The sequence below is a fragment of the Methanomicrobium sp. W14 genome, from assembly GCF_017875315.1.
GTDB lineage: Archaea > Halobacteriota > Methanomicrobia > Methanomicrobiales > Methanomicrobiaceae > Methanomicrobium.
The window spans coordinates 347,336-362,009 of record NZ_JAGGMM010000001.1; the positions used below are offsets into that span (position 1 = coordinate 347,336).

Sequence of the window (14,674 nt, forward strand, 5' to 3'; positions counted from 1 at the left end):
TGCATGTGCTACTAAAGAATTATATAATGTTATATAATAAAGTGTATGCCAATGCCTGCTGAAGCTGAGAAGAGGACCGGATACCATTCCCCGACACTGGACAGCATAAAAATGGTGGAAAATTTTATCAGAGAAAACAGCGGTGAGTTCAAAAAAACCGCTCTCTGCAAAGAACTTCCAAAACAGATGATGTACCAGACATTCATGCAGATTATTGATTACCTTCATGAATCAGACAAAATTGCGTTTGACAGCGAAGACCATGTATGCTGGATCTATAATCCTGAGGTTGTTAAGTATTACAACAACCGTGAGGACCTCAGAATAAAATGACAGTACGTATTTTTTTTTAATGATGCAGATGTATCAGAAAAATACAAAAAGCTTCAATGTTCATCAAATGCTGAGGATATCCGGATTTTAAAGGATCTAAATAAAGCAATTGATATTCTTGAAAAAAACCCGTTTTCCGGAATTCAAATTCCAAAACGCCTTATACCAAAAGAGTATACCAAAATATTCAGACCGGATAATCTCTGGAAATATAACATTAACAAAGCGTGGCGACTCATATACCGGGTCTCATCTGACGATGAAGGACAGATTACTCTTTTAATAGACTGGATGAATCACAAACGGTACAATAAATTATTTGGGTACAGTACATCATGAAAGTCGTAAAACTGTTGTCTGTTTTTTTCAGTGGCAGACCTGAAAAGTAATCCCGTGCTGTTTGGATATGGGGGAACAGAAAAACGGTTTTAAAAAGATAAAGAATAATTTCAAAAAAAGAGGGAGTCAGTCGTCACCTGCAATGAAATTCGTGGAAGACATCATTTTGTTGACCATCGTCTTAAGGTTCTCCAGCTCCTTTTGATTTTCGCTGTCGGCCGGTGTTTATGTTTATCTTCCCTTTCAGTTTTTTTCAGTCTGTTTTGTCACTTTCTAACTGGAAGTTAGGACAACCGGGTATGGCTAGTCAAAAGAACAATCGTGCATAAGGAAAAAGAATTTTAGAATTATAAAAAATCAATTCAGTAGGATTTTAATTATGAGAATATATGCACAGGTTTCTGGGGAAGAAAGTTGTTTGGTCTGGTTGGCTGACATTTTAAAAGATAAGGACCCCAAAATTGTCAGAGAATATGATGGAAGCTATGGATTTCGTTCATCATTACTCGATAAATTTGAAAAAGATACCGATATTGCTGATGCAGCTTACGAATTAGTAAGCCGAATTAATGTTCTTCTCTCTCTATAAAAAAGATTTAATAGAGGAATTAAATTTGAAACTCTTTATTTTTTTGATGAACATCATGTCAAGCATAACATTGTATTACTCGCTGCAACAATAGATTCAACAGGATCAGTTTCTGCAACACTCTCTGGAGGAAAAAGTATTGATTTGGAAGCTGAAAAAATAAGAAAATATTGGCATCTCATAAATTCAGATGACGAATTTGTTCTGAAAGCATTTTACTATTATAATTTAGATCACAAATCACCATTTGGGTTGTATAATATATATGAGATAATCAAAGACGATCTTAAAGACAAAGGTTATGCCGAACTCTACGATAAGAAATTAAATCTGAGATATTGTACTAAAAGAGAATGTAAGAGTTTTACAAACTCAGTAAACAGTCCCGAAGGAGTAGGTCTAGGAAATTCAAGACATGCTTCCAAGTCTAAAAAAATGTCACCCAAACTTAAAAAAATGACCGTAGAGGAGGCCGGATCTTTTCTAAACAAAATCTTTTGGAAATGGCTTGAGGATAAATCTGAAAGTATAAAAGAAAATTAAAACCCTAAAAGCCCATAAATAATAACGTCTGCGGGACTGAGATGTTTTTCTGTCAGGTCTCTTCTGCATTATGTTTTTTATCGGACAAAGTCGTGGCATTTTTTTGGATTTTTTTGTGTTGGCAGTAGTGTCAGTCCGTTTTTTTGTTTTGGGAAAATACATAATAAAATCTATACGGGTTAAAAAAGGGAAAATAAAATAACCGGCGTTTATCATTACTTCAAAAACAGAAATGTTATTGTTTATTTGTCTGCAAATCAAGAATCTCTTTCGGGACTTTTGCTTCTTTTAATAAAAGCAGTGCTTTATCCAGTCTTTTAATGTCTTCCATCTCAAAAGGCTTCTCAGGGCCTCTTTTATCCGGAGGACTTTCCGCCACGCTCATAGAAAATAGCTTTATCTTTTCACTTACTTTCTCTATTAAATCAGAGGACTCATTAATTTTTTTCTGGGCATCATTTACGTAAGTGCTTAGAACTTTGTTTTCAGAATTCAGTAATTCCGCTCTGCCTTTATCTATAGCACTAAAGCTTTTTTGGGATATCAGTTCGTCCACAGTTCTGGATAACTTATTTTCAGTGTCTGCCTTACCTGATGAGCCTGATTTTTCACCAAAGAAATAACCCGTAAGAGTCATTGTAAGTCCTGTAAAAACTGCAATAACCGACACCAGATCGCTTGCTGCTCTGATGTCTGCCAGTATCATGGCTATAGCGACAACACCTGAGATCAGCAGGCCGGTCATTGCAATATACAGACCGTAAACAGCTTTAATTCCACACTCAGAGTCATTAACCGAGTTCTGGCCCTGACCCGGATCTTTACCGTCTGTCATTCATTAATCCCCCGGAATACGTATTGCAGAGGATTTGTTTGTATAAATACCTTTTTGCAGATAAATTTCAGGACGTAGTATCCCGGATTCATTTTACACATATTAACTTCCCGCATCCATTCATAATCTGGCACAGCTCAGAATATTTTCCAAAGTAACCTGTCACCTGAAGCGGGCTTATCACAATAAGAGGCCCCGAGGCCGGGGCCGGTGTGGTTGCCAAAGATGTTACCTGGAGATTTCCGCTTAATAAAGCCATCCTGGTATAGAATGATGATGTCAAATGATTTTGGGACAGCACAAAAGAAACCTCAGGCGTAAATTTTATCCCGGCAAATCCCTGGGTCCGAAAGAATTAAGCATCACAAAGTCTCCTTTCAGCCTAAAGAAAAGTTTTTTGTAAATCTTTTTCACAGTGAATTTTTGCATCAGACAGCTGCCTTTGCAGTAAATCAGTGAAAAAGAAACAAAACCAATAATAGCAGTCCTGAAAAGAGGTATACTCGAATGAAAGTTATGGTCGGCGGGACGTTTGATCCCCTGCATGACGGTCACAAAAAGCTTATTGACAGGTCATTTGATATAGCGGGAGAAAAAGGATGTGTAATAATAGGTCTTTCCGGCGACGAATTTGCGCACAGGAAGTCGCATCCAATAAGGCCTTTTGAGGAGAGGAAAAAAGACCTTCTTGATTTCTTATATTCTAAAAATTATCCTGCTAAATGGAGCATAGAGGGGTTGGAGGACAGGTTCGGTTCGACTCTCAATGCTGATTTTGATGCAATAGTCGTAAGCGAGGAGACGTTTCCGACCGCTGTTGAGATAAATAAACTCAGGAAAGAGAAAAAGATGAAAAAGGTAGATATTCACCAGATTACATGTGTTCTTGCAGAAGATGGCAGGTGGATTTCAAGCACAAGAATCTGGAAAGGTGAGATAGACTCGCACGGAAGCCTTATAGGTAGCTCCGGGGAAGATTAAATTTCTGAGCCTGCGGTCTTTTTTTGTTGCCGGCTTTTTTAAATCGCAATTGTCAGGCAGAAATACCAAAAAAAGACTCTACAGATACATTTTTCCCGTATATTTCTCTTATGGCCTCAAAAGAATAACGTTATATATAATTTATCCTGTAAATCAGGTCACATACTTTTTGCGGCAGGCGTTTCTGGGATAAAAACCTGAAAAATGTTTAGATTATTTTAGATTATATAATGTAGTCTGCGATGTCTGACGTGATTATGTTGTCACAGTACACGCAGTGAAGTGTCCCGTTGACGACTTCAAACTTCGTTTCTATAGGCTCGTCCGAGTTTGTGATGCAACCAGGGTTGGGGCACTTCACAACACCAACAAGCACCTTCGGTACTTCTACACCTACCTTTTCGACAACTTTGTAGTCCCTGATTATGTTTATCGTAGCGTTTGGAGAAATAAGCGCAATCCTGTTTACTTCTTCTTTTGATAGCTCCCGGTCAGAAATTTTAACAATGTCCTTTTTCTTAAGTGAAAGGTTTGACCTGACATTTGTCGCTATAGAGAGGGCTTCCTTCGTAAACCCGGTGACACCCAGAATTCTGAGGACTTTGAGTGCCTCTCCAGCATTTATATGATCGATTACAGTTCCGTTCTCTATCGGGCTTATAAGAAGCCCTTTTTCAGGCTTCTGTTCGTTTTTTGTCATAGCATAACCTCCTCAAGCATAGCCATCCTGACAGGAATTCCGTTTTCGGCCTGCCTGAAGTATTTTGCATAGGGAAGACTGTCGACACGCGGGTCTATTTCTCCTGCACGGGGGAGCGGGTGAAGGAGGATAAGATTTTCACGAACGCCGTCTAGCGTTTTGGGAGTTATCCTGTATGAATGGGCAATCCTTGAGTAACTTGCGGAATCGGGAAATCTTTCGCGCTGAATCCTTGTCGCGTACAGCACGTCAAGGTCTTTTATTGCGTCTTCAACACTATGGTGCTCAATTATTTTCATTCCTCTTTCACTGAGCTCTTTTGAAAGCCACTGCGGAATTTCAAGTCCTTTCGGGGCTATAGTGTGAAGCCTTACGTCGTAGTTTGAAAGGGCGTATGACAGAGAGTGTGCCGTTCTGCCGTACCTCAAATCCCCTAAAAGACCTACATCGATATTGTCAAGTGGCATATTCTCCTTTATTGTATAGAGGTCAAGAAGCGTCTGCGAGGGGTGCTGTCCCGCGCCGTCTCCGGCGTTAATTACCGGAACAGAGGAAAATTCCGACGCAAGCCTTGCCGCTCCCTCTTTAGGGTGCCTTAAGACAATCGCGTCCACATAGCTGCTTACTACGCGCACCGTATCAGCAAGGGTCTCACCTTTTGAGATGGAGCTTCCCTCGATGCTGTCAACGGTTATGGCGTCTCCTCCAAGGCGTGAAAGGGCTGAGGCAAAAGACATTCTTGTTCTGGTACTTGGTTCAAAAAAGAGAAGTGCAACGAGTTTTCCGGTCAGGGTGCGTTTGTAGCTGCCCATACTTTGGATATTATGAGCTTTTTTGAGCAAAGCGTCAATCTCATCACGTCCAAAGTCTTTGATGGATATTATATGATGCATATGACTGTCTAAACTTATCTGTGTTCTTCCGTGAAAAAACTGATCTGAAAAATTCATTTTTGTAAAATCTTACAGAATAATCAAATTATATTTAACTGAAAAAAGAGCATACATTCTCATCCGGTGGGGGTATTTGCTGAAAATATACATTCCAATCATATATTAAAGAATTAAAGGGATTTATGTAGAAAATGTTTATGCCAGGCCAGGGAGTACTCGGGAAAAACAGAATTGAGGCTTTAACGGACGGAGTATATGCTATAGCTCTGACTCTTGGAGTCCTTACGATAGACATATCGGAAATTCCTTCACCTGATACCCTGGACAACGGAATCTACGGTTCGCTTTCAGTCGTGTTCCCGCAGGTCTTTTACTACGCCATAGCATTTTTTGTTCTTGTCTCGTTCTGGATGGCCCACCACAGGATGATGGATTCGATAAAATATGTGGACAATATCTTTAACTGGATGAATATGATTGTGCTGTTTTTTGTGGCACTTGTGCCCTTTACGACTGATTTTATGGGTTATTATGATGATTATGCTCTTGCAGTCGAGGTCTATGCCCTCAACCTTCTTATAATCGGACTTATCCAGACAGCTTCCTGGCATTACATCTCTTCAAAAAAAGATTATCTCAAAGACAACATTTCCTGTGATTCTCTCCTCGGCTTTAAGCTGCGTGGACTTGTATGCCCGGCGGCGTCTCTGGTTGTCATTGCGTATGCATGGCTTTTTTCACCGCAGTATGCTACATTGCTGTTTCTCCTGATACCTGTCTTTGATGTCTTTGTAAGCAGGCACATAAAATCAGTGTGTTTTGAAAACAATGCCTGAATATTGTTTTTGGGCGTTATGATAAACCGGGTAATTTTTTGGTTTCGGGTTAAATTCAGGAAAGTTCATTTACTTAAATTCATTTAATCTCTGCAAGTCCTGTGGAATTATAACTGTTCTAAATTAGTATAATTTATGAAGAAACATTTAAAAAAGAATTGATACGAAAATCCGCAGGTTTTGTTTTTAAAAAAATATTCTATTTCCTGCACACAGTTATGTATCCGGTATGGCACACGCGGGTTGACGGGCGTGTCCCCCTTTCCGTGCGCGAAAGCTCTCTTCCGATGAGTTCGTGGCAGACGACCTCGGAAAAAACCGGCTTCGCCGCGTCCATGACGTTGAAAGTCTGTTCCAGAAAAGGCGTGTAGGTTGCGAGATATCCGCCGTTTTTAAGAAGTTTATGGGCGTGCTCCACATGCTCTTTTTCGATCTGCATGTCCAGGTGAACGATGTCGTATTCGCCGTCCGATAAAAGCACGTCTTCGGCCCTTACCTTGACATTGTCAAGTCCTGCGTCGTCAATGTTTTTCCTGCACACTTCCGCAAACTCAGGGCGTTTTTCGTATGTCACGACCATTTTCGCGATTCCACCGAAAAATATCGCCGCAACACCGCTACCCGTCCCGGCGTCAAGGACAGTGTCCTTCTTGTTCATCCCGGTATACGCGATGACTGTTCCGATGTCTTTTGGCAACATCGGTGCCCCTGTTCTTTTGGCGTATGAAAAATAGTCAACCGGTCTTGGAACAATCACCTTAAACGGCTTTTGAAGGTGCGTATATATTAAGTCCCCTGAATTAAGGCCTATCAGGTCTGAAAGATTTAAAATCCCCTTGTCGGTCGAAAATTCCTTGTCGCATGCACGGACAAAAAACTCCCGTTTCTGCCCTGACAAAAGCACCCTGTCGTTTTCCTGTATCATAAAAGGTTTTATTTGATATTTTTATTCCGACAGTTTCAGAATTGCTTCTGCAATATCGCCTTTCGTCTCTTTAAGAGCATTAAGGGCCTCTTCGTCGGAGACGTTCGCCTGCTCCGAGACCATTTTTACATCGTCATCAGGGATTTCCGGTTCGGCCTCGACAAACTCAGGCGTCCCCTGAATCTGGTATGTGGTTGCTCCCTGCATCGTAGTTGTAACTACCTCGGCACCTTCGAAGACGTAGTTGCCCTTTTTGGTATAGACTACGACACGCTCGACATCCTCAAGCTCTTCCATCTTCATGCCGAGCTTTTTCATCATCTGTTTCATCTGTTTTGGGTTAACTCCCGGAATCATTGCTTGTTTCAACTCCCTTTTCTAATTTGTACCGCTACACCATAATTAAATGCAGCCATTTCTTCTCCGCTCAGAAGAGCGTTTCCTGTTGCAAGAAGAAGGCCCTCTTCGTCACACACGATGACTTCGTCGCCCGACCTTATCTGTCCGTCTGCACTGACGACATGCTTTGCCATAGCGTTTTTTCCCTGTGCGATGAATTCACGTACCTCGTCTTTTATTATTACCCTGTAGTCCGGTGCCCCGAGACAGTCAAAAAGCCTCTTTGCCCCGTTCAGACTGAGGGTAAGGCGTCCGTCGCCCGCCCGAAGCGTTGCAAGCCTGTCTTCCCCCAAAAGGACGTACCTTATTCTTTTCGTAGATGACAGTTTGAAATCGCATTCTTCGGGAAAAAGGCCTTCTCCGACACCTTTCCCGAACTGGTAGTCAGCAATTGTCCTGACGCGCTTCAGATAACTGCTCTTTAAGGATTCTGTTGACACTTTCTGCAAACCCCTCTTCTGCACTCCTGGATATATATGCACCCGCAGCTATTTTATGTCCTCCGCCTGCGCCGCCTATTTTCTCTGATGCTTCTATAAGTGCGGCCTGAAGGTCGATACCCGCCGCGATCATTCTTTCGTTTGTGCGCATGGAAATTTTGACGAGTTCGGGGTCGTCGGGAAGGTAGCACATAATCATTATCGGAAGTCTCCAGTTCAGTTTTGATAAAGCCATCCCCGCACCGATACCTACGATTGTGTCAGGGAACCTGTCTCCTACATGAAGATACTGGAGATTTGAAAGCTCAGTAACCCCCGTGTCAAGGATGTACTCCATCATCTCTCTTATTACTGACCTGTGGTGCCTGAGCATATCGCCGGCCTCCCTGTATGCTTCTCCCCTGTCTCCGCAGCAGACAAGGCTTCCTGTCTTTGGTTTTACCCATCTGCCACATGCGTTGAGCATTGTTGCGTATTCGGATGCATTTCTCAGGGGAGTGTACTGGATTTCGTCAGGGAATATGTAGTGCTCTGCTTTCAGTCTTTCCGTGGGTTCCCCCGCGTCATGGAGGCGCAGGGCGAGTCTTCCTATAATGCTTCTCTTCTCCTCGGGCGATAAGTCCTCCCAGACACGCCATTTTCCGTTTACCTTTTTCAGGCTTATTCCTGCGTCGCACTCTATAAGTTTTCTGGCATTGTACTGGTTGTTTGTAATTCCGGGGATGTAGGGGTCGTCTGAGTACGAGAGGCAGAGGTGAAGCGGTCTCGTCGAAATTCCGTAGCAGTTGAGGTCGTCTTTTATGACCTCGATATTTCCGTATTTTACACCGTCTTCGACAATGTCCCTTGCAGGGCCTGTCAGGGCTCGGTTCTCCCTTGCCATCATATCCCCGACGTTTCCTATTACCGCAAGCTTTGCAAGGTCGGTATTGTAGTCGTCCGTCTCTTTTGCGACAAGATATCCTGTACCTGCGGCCGAGAGTTTTTCGTATCCGTATTTCAGGCCGTTGACCTGCATATATGGAGTACCGGTGTCCTGCGATACGTGGTGATCGATTATCAGGACGTCTTTTTCCGGGATTTTTTTCTCATCCAGCAGGTTCTGCTGTCCTGCGCCGAGGTCGATAAAAATTTTCAGGCTGTCGTCGTCGGGAACGTTCTTCATCGTGAGAGGTTCTAGCTGCCTTACGAAAACCGATTTAAGACTTATTGCGCACCGTGAGACCGCCTGGCGCATAATGGCCTCACTAGTTATGCCGTCAGCATCAATATGGGAAATTATTGTAACCGATTCGGCATCCTTTATAATCTCTGCGGCTTCTTTTATGTCGCTTTCAAAAGACATCGGTATAAATGTTGGACTTGTTTGCAGATAGTAGCATCCCTAAAACCCGGTACAGTCCTGCGGCAAACATCTTAATCCCTTAAGAGCAGAATTAAGTCTCATATGGAATCCGATGAAAAGACTGTCCTTTATTATTTCACGGGAACCGGAAATTCCCTGTGGGCGGCAAGGGAGCTTTCCAAAAATATGGATGACTGTGAAATAATCTCAATTGCGAATATCATGAAAAACAGTCCGGAATCAATAAAGCCAGATGCGACAAGGGTAGGAATCGTATGCCCCGTATATGCAGGAGGTTTTCCGGAAATAGTTGCGGGATTTGCCGAAAAACTTGATCTTTCCGACAGCAGGTACACCTTTCTTCTGGCGACGTTTGCGGGTGCGGGCGAGAGCATATTTGCGCAGTACAGCAAAATTCTGAAGAAAAAATCGAAAAAACTTGATGGCGGTTTTTACGTTGTTATGCCGAACAACTACGTCTGCCTGTTCGATGTCCTTCCTGAAGACAAGGAAACAGGAACGATTGAGGCTGCCAAATCGAAAATCGAGTCTGTGGCTTCTGCGGTCCTTCTTGAAAAGAAGGAAATCCAGAAAGGGCATTATATAACCAATTTTTTCAACCATAAATTCTATAAGAGGATGATAAAAAACCTGCACAGCATGGACTCCTCATTTTTTGCAGATGAAAGGTGCAACGGGTGCAGGACCTGCGAGGCGGTATGCCCCGTCGGAAACATCACCGTTGAAAACGGCAATCCGGTATGGCACCACAACTGCCAGTACTGTTACGGCTGCATAAATTTCTGTCCGCGTGAGGCTATCCAGGCAGGTAAAGGTACGCAGAAAAAAGGAAGGTATCATAATCGGGAAATAACCGTCCAGGATATGATAGACCAGAGAGAAACGGCAGTGGCTGATAATGGAAGACGAGGACCTGAGTAAATTCCCGAAGACCGGCATTATCAGCCCTGAAAGGATGAGGGCTGTTGACAAGAACGCAGCGGACCTGGGAGTGTCCGCACTTCAGCTTATGGAAAGCGCCGGAAAATCACTTGCGGGATGTGCCGGAGAAGGCGGACCGTCATCTGTTCTTGTACTGTGCGGCGGCGGGAACAACGGGGGAGACGGGTTTGTTGCCGCAAGGTACCTTTCGAAGATTACAGACGTCCATGTAATCTATCCGCGTGATGCGGGTTACAGCGATGAAAGTGCAAAAAATCTGAATGTCCTTGACTACTGCAAAGTGGTTATGCATCCTGTCCGCTGCCGTTCCTGGGTCCTGGAGCTGTCGCACCTGTTCAGTTCCGCCGACTGTATCGTCGACGCGATACTCGGGACGGGAGGTCACGGTGATTTAAGAGAGCCCTTTAAGACGATGGTATATCTTGCGAACTCATCGGGAGCAAAAATAATCTCGGCTGATATGCCTACACCCGGTATTCATGCCGATACCGTCTGTGCATTTCACCGCCCCAAGCAGGCAGGAAGCAAAATCTGCGATATAGGAATCCCTGTTGAAGCCGAGATTTACACCGGTTCCGGTGACCTGACTTTAATCCCTAAAAAGAAGAGCGGTTCGCACAAGGGTGAAGGAGGGAGTGTCCTTGTAATCGGCGGAGGGCCGTACCAGGGTGCGCCTTATCTTGCTGCACTTGCGGCTTTAAGGGGCGGTGCCGATATTGTGCGGGTCGCAACTCCGAACCTTCTCCAGTACCCTGACCTGATTGTCGAAAAACTCGAAGGGGAATATATCTCCGGAAAAAGTACTGAAAAACTCATAAAACTTGCGGAAACTTCGGATTCTGTTGTGCTTGGAAACGGTCTCGGAGATAAAAGCCATAATGTTGTGCAGGAGGTATCAGGATACTGCAAAAAGGCCGTTTTTGATGCCGATTCACTGCGGCTTCCGCTTCCGTTTGCGGGTGAATCCATATACACTCCGCATTCCGGTGAGTTTGAAAGAATATCGGGTGTTAAGCCGCCTGCAAAAATTTTGGAAAGAGCAGATGCCCTGAGAACATTTGCGCTTGACAATGGCGGTGTTTTTCTTCTTAAGGGTAAGACAGATATCGTAACAGACGGGGATAATGTGCGCTTCAACAGGAGCGGGTGCAGTGCGATGACAAAAGGAGGGACCGGGGATGTCCTTGCAGGTCTTTGCGGGGCATTATTGTGCCGGCTCGGTGCTTTTGACTCCGCATGTATTGCTGCGTATGTCAACGGGTGTGCAGGCGAGAAAGCGGCAGAAATTTATGGTGACGGTCTTAAGGCGTTAGACATAATTGATAAAATTCCGGGGATAATGTATAGTGAGGATTGAGTATGGCTGAATTCACACACATCAGGGACGATAAAGCGTATATGGTTGACGTCACAGGAAAACCTGACGTCGGAAGAAGTGCTGTTGCAAGCGGAAGGATATACCTTCGCGAGGAGACCATGGATGCTATAAGAAAAGGCGAAGTAATAAAGGGCAATGTCCTTGCAACGGCAAGGGTTGCAGGAATTATGGGCGTTAAAAGGACATCTGATCTTATTCCTATGTGTCACCCTCTTCCAATCGGGGGTATCTCAATAGATTTCGAAGACGGCGGTGACGAAAACTTCATCGAAGCCATATGCACGGTGAAGACATACGGCAAAACAGGAGTCGAAATGGAGGCCCTGACCGGAATCTCTGTAGCGCTTCTTGCAGTGTGGGACATGGTGAAGTCCGCGGAAAAGGATGAAAACGGCCAGTATCCCGAGACCGCAATAGAAGATATACATGTTGTAAAAAAGGAAAAAACTGCCTAAAACACAAATTAACCCTGACCTTTCGCAAATATTGTGTTTGTGTGCGGCCTGCCGGGCGCATCCATAAAAACCTTTTTTTCCAGTGACAGCCAATAGATAAAGAACCTTAGTGGTAATGCTTTCGGGTATGCCCTGTGGTTATAAAAGGAATGTGGCCCCAAGAAACCGGGCTGAACCTTTCAGGTGAAAAACCAATGTCAAAATCAATGTACAGCTATGTCCGCGACGCATGGAAATGCCCGGACAAAAGTGATGTTAAAGTCCTTCTCTGGCACCGTATGCAGGAATGGCGCAAGGAAGGAAGCGTTGTACGCGTAGAAAGACCGACAAGAATTGACCGTGCAAGAAACCTCGGTTACCGTGCGAAGCAGGGTATAATCGTTGTGCGTGTGAAGGTCCGCCGCGGAGGACGCAGAAAGTCGCGTTATATAAGAGGACGCCGTACAGCCCGCATGGGGATGCGCCGCGCCACAATGGGCAAGAGCATCCAGAGAATTGCAGAAGAGCGTGCGACACGCAGATATGTGAACATGGAAGTCCTGAACTCCTACTGGGTAGGTGAAGACGGAAGATCGAAGTGGTATGAGGTAATTCTCGTTGACGGGAACCACCCCGTAATCAAAAACGATTCACATCTCTGCTGGATGTCAGACAGCAAACACCGCGGCCGTGCAGAACGCGGACTTACAAGTGCCGGTGTAAAAGGCCGTGGTATGAGCAAAAAGGGCAAGGGAACAGAACATACCCGTCCAAGCATACGCTCAAACCAGAACAGAGGAAAATAATTTTCTTCTTTTTTTATAGATATTATTACAATGGTATTATCCGACGCCTGCGTATTTGTATATCCTGACGGCGATACTTCAGTCAGGAGAATGGCTCTTGAATCCAGGTACCTTGGCATAGAGAGAATTTTATGCGCAGGTTACAGTGGCTGTAACAGCTATTCCGGGGTTTTTGTTGTCGGAGCAGTATGTCTGCGCCCGAAGGACTTCAGAAATTTTATGAGTTCTTTGAAAAAAACCGGAAGTTATGATATCATAACGGTTGCCGCAGGAGATGCCGGGCTAAACCGTTCACTTATCTCATCAGGAAGAATACATATTCTGCGCGGAATAGAGTATGCGCCAAAAAAGGCTTTTGATGATGTATGTGCCCTTAACGCAGCCGAAAAAGGTACTGCGATAGACATCAACCTGTCGTCACTTACCCGGAAAAAAGGTATTTTAAGGCAAAAGGCACTGGATTCCTTCTCTGAAATCCTTAAATTCCAAAGAAAGTTCGGGTTTTCACTGACTCTCTCTTCAGGTGCACGTTCATGCACTGAGCTCCTTTCAGTCCGTGATATGGAAAATCTCTGTGGCCTTTTCGGGATGACGGATGATGAGGTGAAGTCCGCGCTGAATTCGGTTGACAGTCTTCTTTCTCCATGCGGTCCTGTGGAGGTTATCTGAAATGAAGCCGCTTCCGCCGACTCTCAGGGTTTCGAAGAGGTATGTCCTTGGCCTGTTGGTCCCTTTCGGGACCCGTCCCAACGGAAAAGACCTTTATTATGCTTTGTATGACGCTGTTGCGTCTCTTTACGGGGATAAAGGGGCATATGAAATAAGCATGAGCGTAGTCTTTACTGATGGTGACTGGTTTGTCATGAGGTGCAGGCGGGGTCAGGAGAGAAGGCTTGAAACAGCCGCTGCAACCGTTACACGTGTTGGATCTGCAGACTGCAAAATCCGCTGTACTGCAACTTCGGGAACCATTGCAACGCTAAAAAAGAAAATTCCCAAAAAATCAGCTTTTGATGCGATGCCTGATGTAAGAATTAATGAATCTGTGTATTCTGTGTGCCGGTTATCGCAGGAAAAGGTTGATTTATATAGAGAGGGAATAAAACACCAAGATATATTGTATTTTACAAGAGAAGATATTGAGGAACTATAATGCAGCCAATGAATGCTCAAATGGGTGGATATGACAGGGCTATTACTGTTTTCAGTCCTGATGGCCGTCTTTACCAGGTCGAATATGCACGAGAGGCGGTGAAAAGAGGAACGACTGCTGTAGGTATAAAATGTACTGACGGGGTTGTCCTGATAGTTGACAAGCGTGTAAATTCAAGACTTCTTGAGCAGTCTTCGATAGAGAAGATCTTCAAGATAGACGACCATATAGCAGTTGCGTCATCGGGTCTTGTAGGCGATGCACGTGCTCTTGTCGACAGGGCAAGAGTTGAATGCCAGGTAAACCGTGTGTCCTACAATGAAGCTATTGATATTGAGACTCTCTCCAAAAAGCTCTGCGACCATATGCAGACCCTGACCCAGTACGGCGGTGCAAGGCCATACGGGACCGCACTTCTGATAGCCGGGATAAGCGACGACCAGCCGCGTCTTTTTGAAACAGATCCTTCAGGGACTCTTCTTGAGTATAAGGCGACTTCAATCGGGACAGGACGTCCTGCTGTCATGAAGGTCTTTGAAGAGGATTACAAGGAGGATATGAAGGTTTCAGACGCAATCCCTATGGGACTCAAGGCGCTTCATGCCGCAACTGAAGGCAAGTTTGACGTGAATACCGTTGAAATCGGAATTGTATCTCTTGAAAATGCAGTTTTCAGCAGAATGAAACAGGAAGACGTCAGGGAATACGTCGACAAATTTGAAGCAGAATATTCTTCCGAAAAAACGGAAGAAAAGAATGAAGAAGAGTAAATTAAAGGTGAC

20 protein-coding genes are annotated in these 14,674 nt (G+C 44.3%); 12 read left to right on the top strand and 8 right to left on the bottom strand.

From position 1 onward, the window contains the following. The first annotated feature begins 51 nt into the window (after positions 1–51). The 3 genes from J2128_RS01800 (at position 52) to J2128_RS01815 (ending at position 1,804) form a co-directional block, all read left to right on the top strand. Complete coding sequence (locus J2128_RS01800; protein ID WP_209689135.1) at positions 52–333, top strand: hypothetical protein; 282 nt, start codon at positions 52–54, stop codon at positions 331–333. Between the two features lie 718 nt (positions 334–1,051). Then, positions 1,052–1,261: a hypothetical protein gene (locus tag J2128_RS01810; protein WP_209689137.1), complete on the top strand. Its 210-nt coding sequence runs from the start codon at positions 1,052–1,054 to the stop codon at positions 1,259–1,261. Positions 1,262–1,405: 144 nt separating this feature from the next. Further along, complete coding sequence (locus J2128_RS01815; protein WP_209689138.1) at positions 1,406–1,804, top strand: hypothetical protein; 399 nt, start codon at positions 1,406–1,408, stop codon at positions 1,802–1,804. Positions 1,805–2,039: 235 nt separating this feature from the next. Here the strand turns inward: J2128_RS01815 and J2128_RS01820 are convergent, their stop codons facing one another. Continuing rightward, positions 2,040–2,639: a hypothetical protein gene (locus J2128_RS01820; protein WP_209689140.1), complete on the bottom strand. Its 600-nt coding sequence runs from the start codon at positions 2,637–2,639 to the stop codon at positions 2,040–2,042. An 88-nt stretch (positions 2,640–2,727) separates the two neighbouring features. Next, complete coding sequence (locus J2128_RS12845; RefSeq protein WP_281069274.1) at positions 2,728–2,862, bottom strand: hypothetical protein; 135 nt, start codon at positions 2,860–2,862, stop codon at positions 2,728–2,730. A gap of 284 nt (positions 2,863–3,146) precedes the next feature. Between J2128_RS12845 and J2128_RS01825 the strand changes: the two genes are divergently transcribed. Continuing rightward, a complete protein-coding gene (locus tag J2128_RS01825) occupies positions 3,147–3,620 on the top strand; it encodes a phosphopantetheine adenylyltransferase (RefSeq protein ID WP_209689142.1) in 474 nt (157 codons plus the stop codon). Between the two features lie 223 nt (positions 3,621–3,843). Here J2128_RS01825 and pyrI read toward each other — a convergent pair whose 3' ends face one another. After that, positions 3,844–4,320, bottom strand: coding sequence for an aspartate carbamoyltransferase regulatory subunit (gene pyrI, locus J2128_RS01830; RefSeq protein WP_209689145.1), 477 nt, complete (start codon positions 4,318–4,320; stop codon positions 3,844–3,846). After that, positions 4,317–5,213 (bottom strand): aspartate carbamoyltransferase, encoded by an 897-nt coding sequence (pyrB, locus tag J2128_RS01835; RefSeq protein ID WP_209690182.1) that lies wholly within the window; start codon positions 5,211–5,213, stop codon positions 4,317–4,319. The genes pyrI and pyrB overlap by 4 nt, the downstream gene beginning before the upstream one ends. A 191-nt stretch (positions 5,214–5,404) precedes the next feature. On the opposite strand from pyrB, the gene J2128_RS01840 reads away from it, so the two are divergent. Continuing rightward, complete coding sequence (locus J2128_RS01840) at positions 5,405–6,049, top strand: TMEM175 family protein (protein ID WP_209689146.1); 645 nt, start codon at positions 5,405–5,407, stop codon at positions 6,047–6,049. 199 nt (positions 6,050–6,248) lie between these two features. Here the strand turns inward: J2128_RS01840 and J2128_RS01845 are convergent, their stop codons facing one another. Genes J2128_RS01845 through J2128_RS01860 form a run of 4 tightly spaced genes read right to left on the bottom strand, consistent with a single transcriptional unit; the run spans position 6,249 to position 9,158 of the window. Then, a complete protein-coding gene (locus tag J2128_RS01845) occupies positions 6,249–6,974 on the bottom strand; it encodes a methyltransferase domain-containing protein (protein ID WP_209689148.1) in 726 nt (241 codons plus the stop codon). Positions 6,975–6,995: 21 nt separating this feature from the next. Continuing rightward, positions 6,996–7,331 (bottom strand): nascent polypeptide-associated complex protein, encoded by a 336-nt coding sequence (locus J2128_RS01850; protein ID WP_209689150.1) that lies wholly within the window; start codon positions 7,329–7,331, stop codon positions 6,996–6,998. Positions 7,332–7,339: 8 nt separating this feature from the next. After that, a complete protein-coding gene (locus J2128_RS01855) occupies positions 7,340–7,813 on the bottom strand; it encodes a PUA domain-containing protein (RefSeq protein WP_209689152.1) in 474 nt (157 codons plus the stop codon). Then, the gene (locus J2128_RS01860) at positions 7,758–9,158 is read right to left on the bottom strand and encodes a DHHA1 domain-containing protein (protein ID WP_209689154.1); all 1,401 of its coding nucleotides are present in this window, start codon (positions 9,156–9,158) and stop codon (positions 7,758–7,760) included. The genes J2128_RS01855 and J2128_RS01860 overlap by 56 nt, the downstream gene beginning before the upstream one ends. Positions 9,159–9,260: 102 nt before the next feature. Here J2128_RS01860 and J2128_RS01865 point away from each other — a divergent pair, with 102 nt between their 5' ends. From J2128_RS01865 to psmA, 7 genes are all read left to right on the top strand, one after another. Continuing rightward, entirely contained in the window at positions 9,261–10,100 is an 840-nt protein-coding gene (locus tag J2128_RS01865) for an EFR1 family ferrodoxin (RefSeq protein ID WP_209689156.1), read from the top strand. After that, positions 10,078–11,478 carry an NAD(P)H-hydrate dehydratase gene (locus tag J2128_RS01870; protein WP_209689158.1) on the top strand — a complete coding sequence of 467 codons (1,401 nt, stop codon included), beginning with the start codon at positions 10,078–10,080 and terminating at the stop codon, positions 11,476–11,478. Before J2128_RS01865 ends, J2128_RS01870 begins: the two co-directional genes overlap by 23 nt. A 2-nt stretch (positions 11,479–11,480) precedes the next feature. Beyond that, positions 11,481–11,954: a cyclic pyranopterin monophosphate synthase MoaC gene (moaC, locus tag J2128_RS01875; protein ID WP_209689160.1), complete on the top strand. Its 474-nt coding sequence runs from the start codon at positions 11,481–11,483 to the stop codon at positions 11,952–11,954. A gap of 194 nt (positions 11,955–12,148) precedes the next feature. Beyond that, entirely contained in the window at positions 12,149–12,739 is a 591-nt protein-coding gene (locus J2128_RS01880) for a 50S ribosomal protein L15e (RefSeq protein ID WP_209689161.1), read from the top strand. A 30-nt stretch (positions 12,740–12,769) separates the two neighbouring features. Continuing rightward, complete coding sequence (locus J2128_RS01885) at positions 12,770–13,408, top strand: RNase P subunit p30 family protein (protein WP_209689163.1); 639 nt, start codon at positions 12,770–12,772, stop codon at positions 13,406–13,408. Between the two features lies 1 nt (position 13,409). Next, a complete protein-coding gene (locus J2128_RS01890; protein WP_209689165.1) occupies positions 13,410–13,892 on the top strand; it encodes an Rpp14/Pop5 family protein in 483 nt (160 codons plus the stop codon). Then, complete coding sequence (psmA, locus tag J2128_RS01895; protein WP_209689167.1) at positions 13,892–14,662, top strand: archaeal proteasome endopeptidase complex subunit alpha; 771 nt, start codon at positions 13,892–13,894, stop codon at positions 14,660–14,662. The genes J2128_RS01890 and psmA overlap by 1 nt, the downstream gene beginning before the upstream one ends. Positions 14,663–14,674 lie beyond the last annotated feature (12 nt).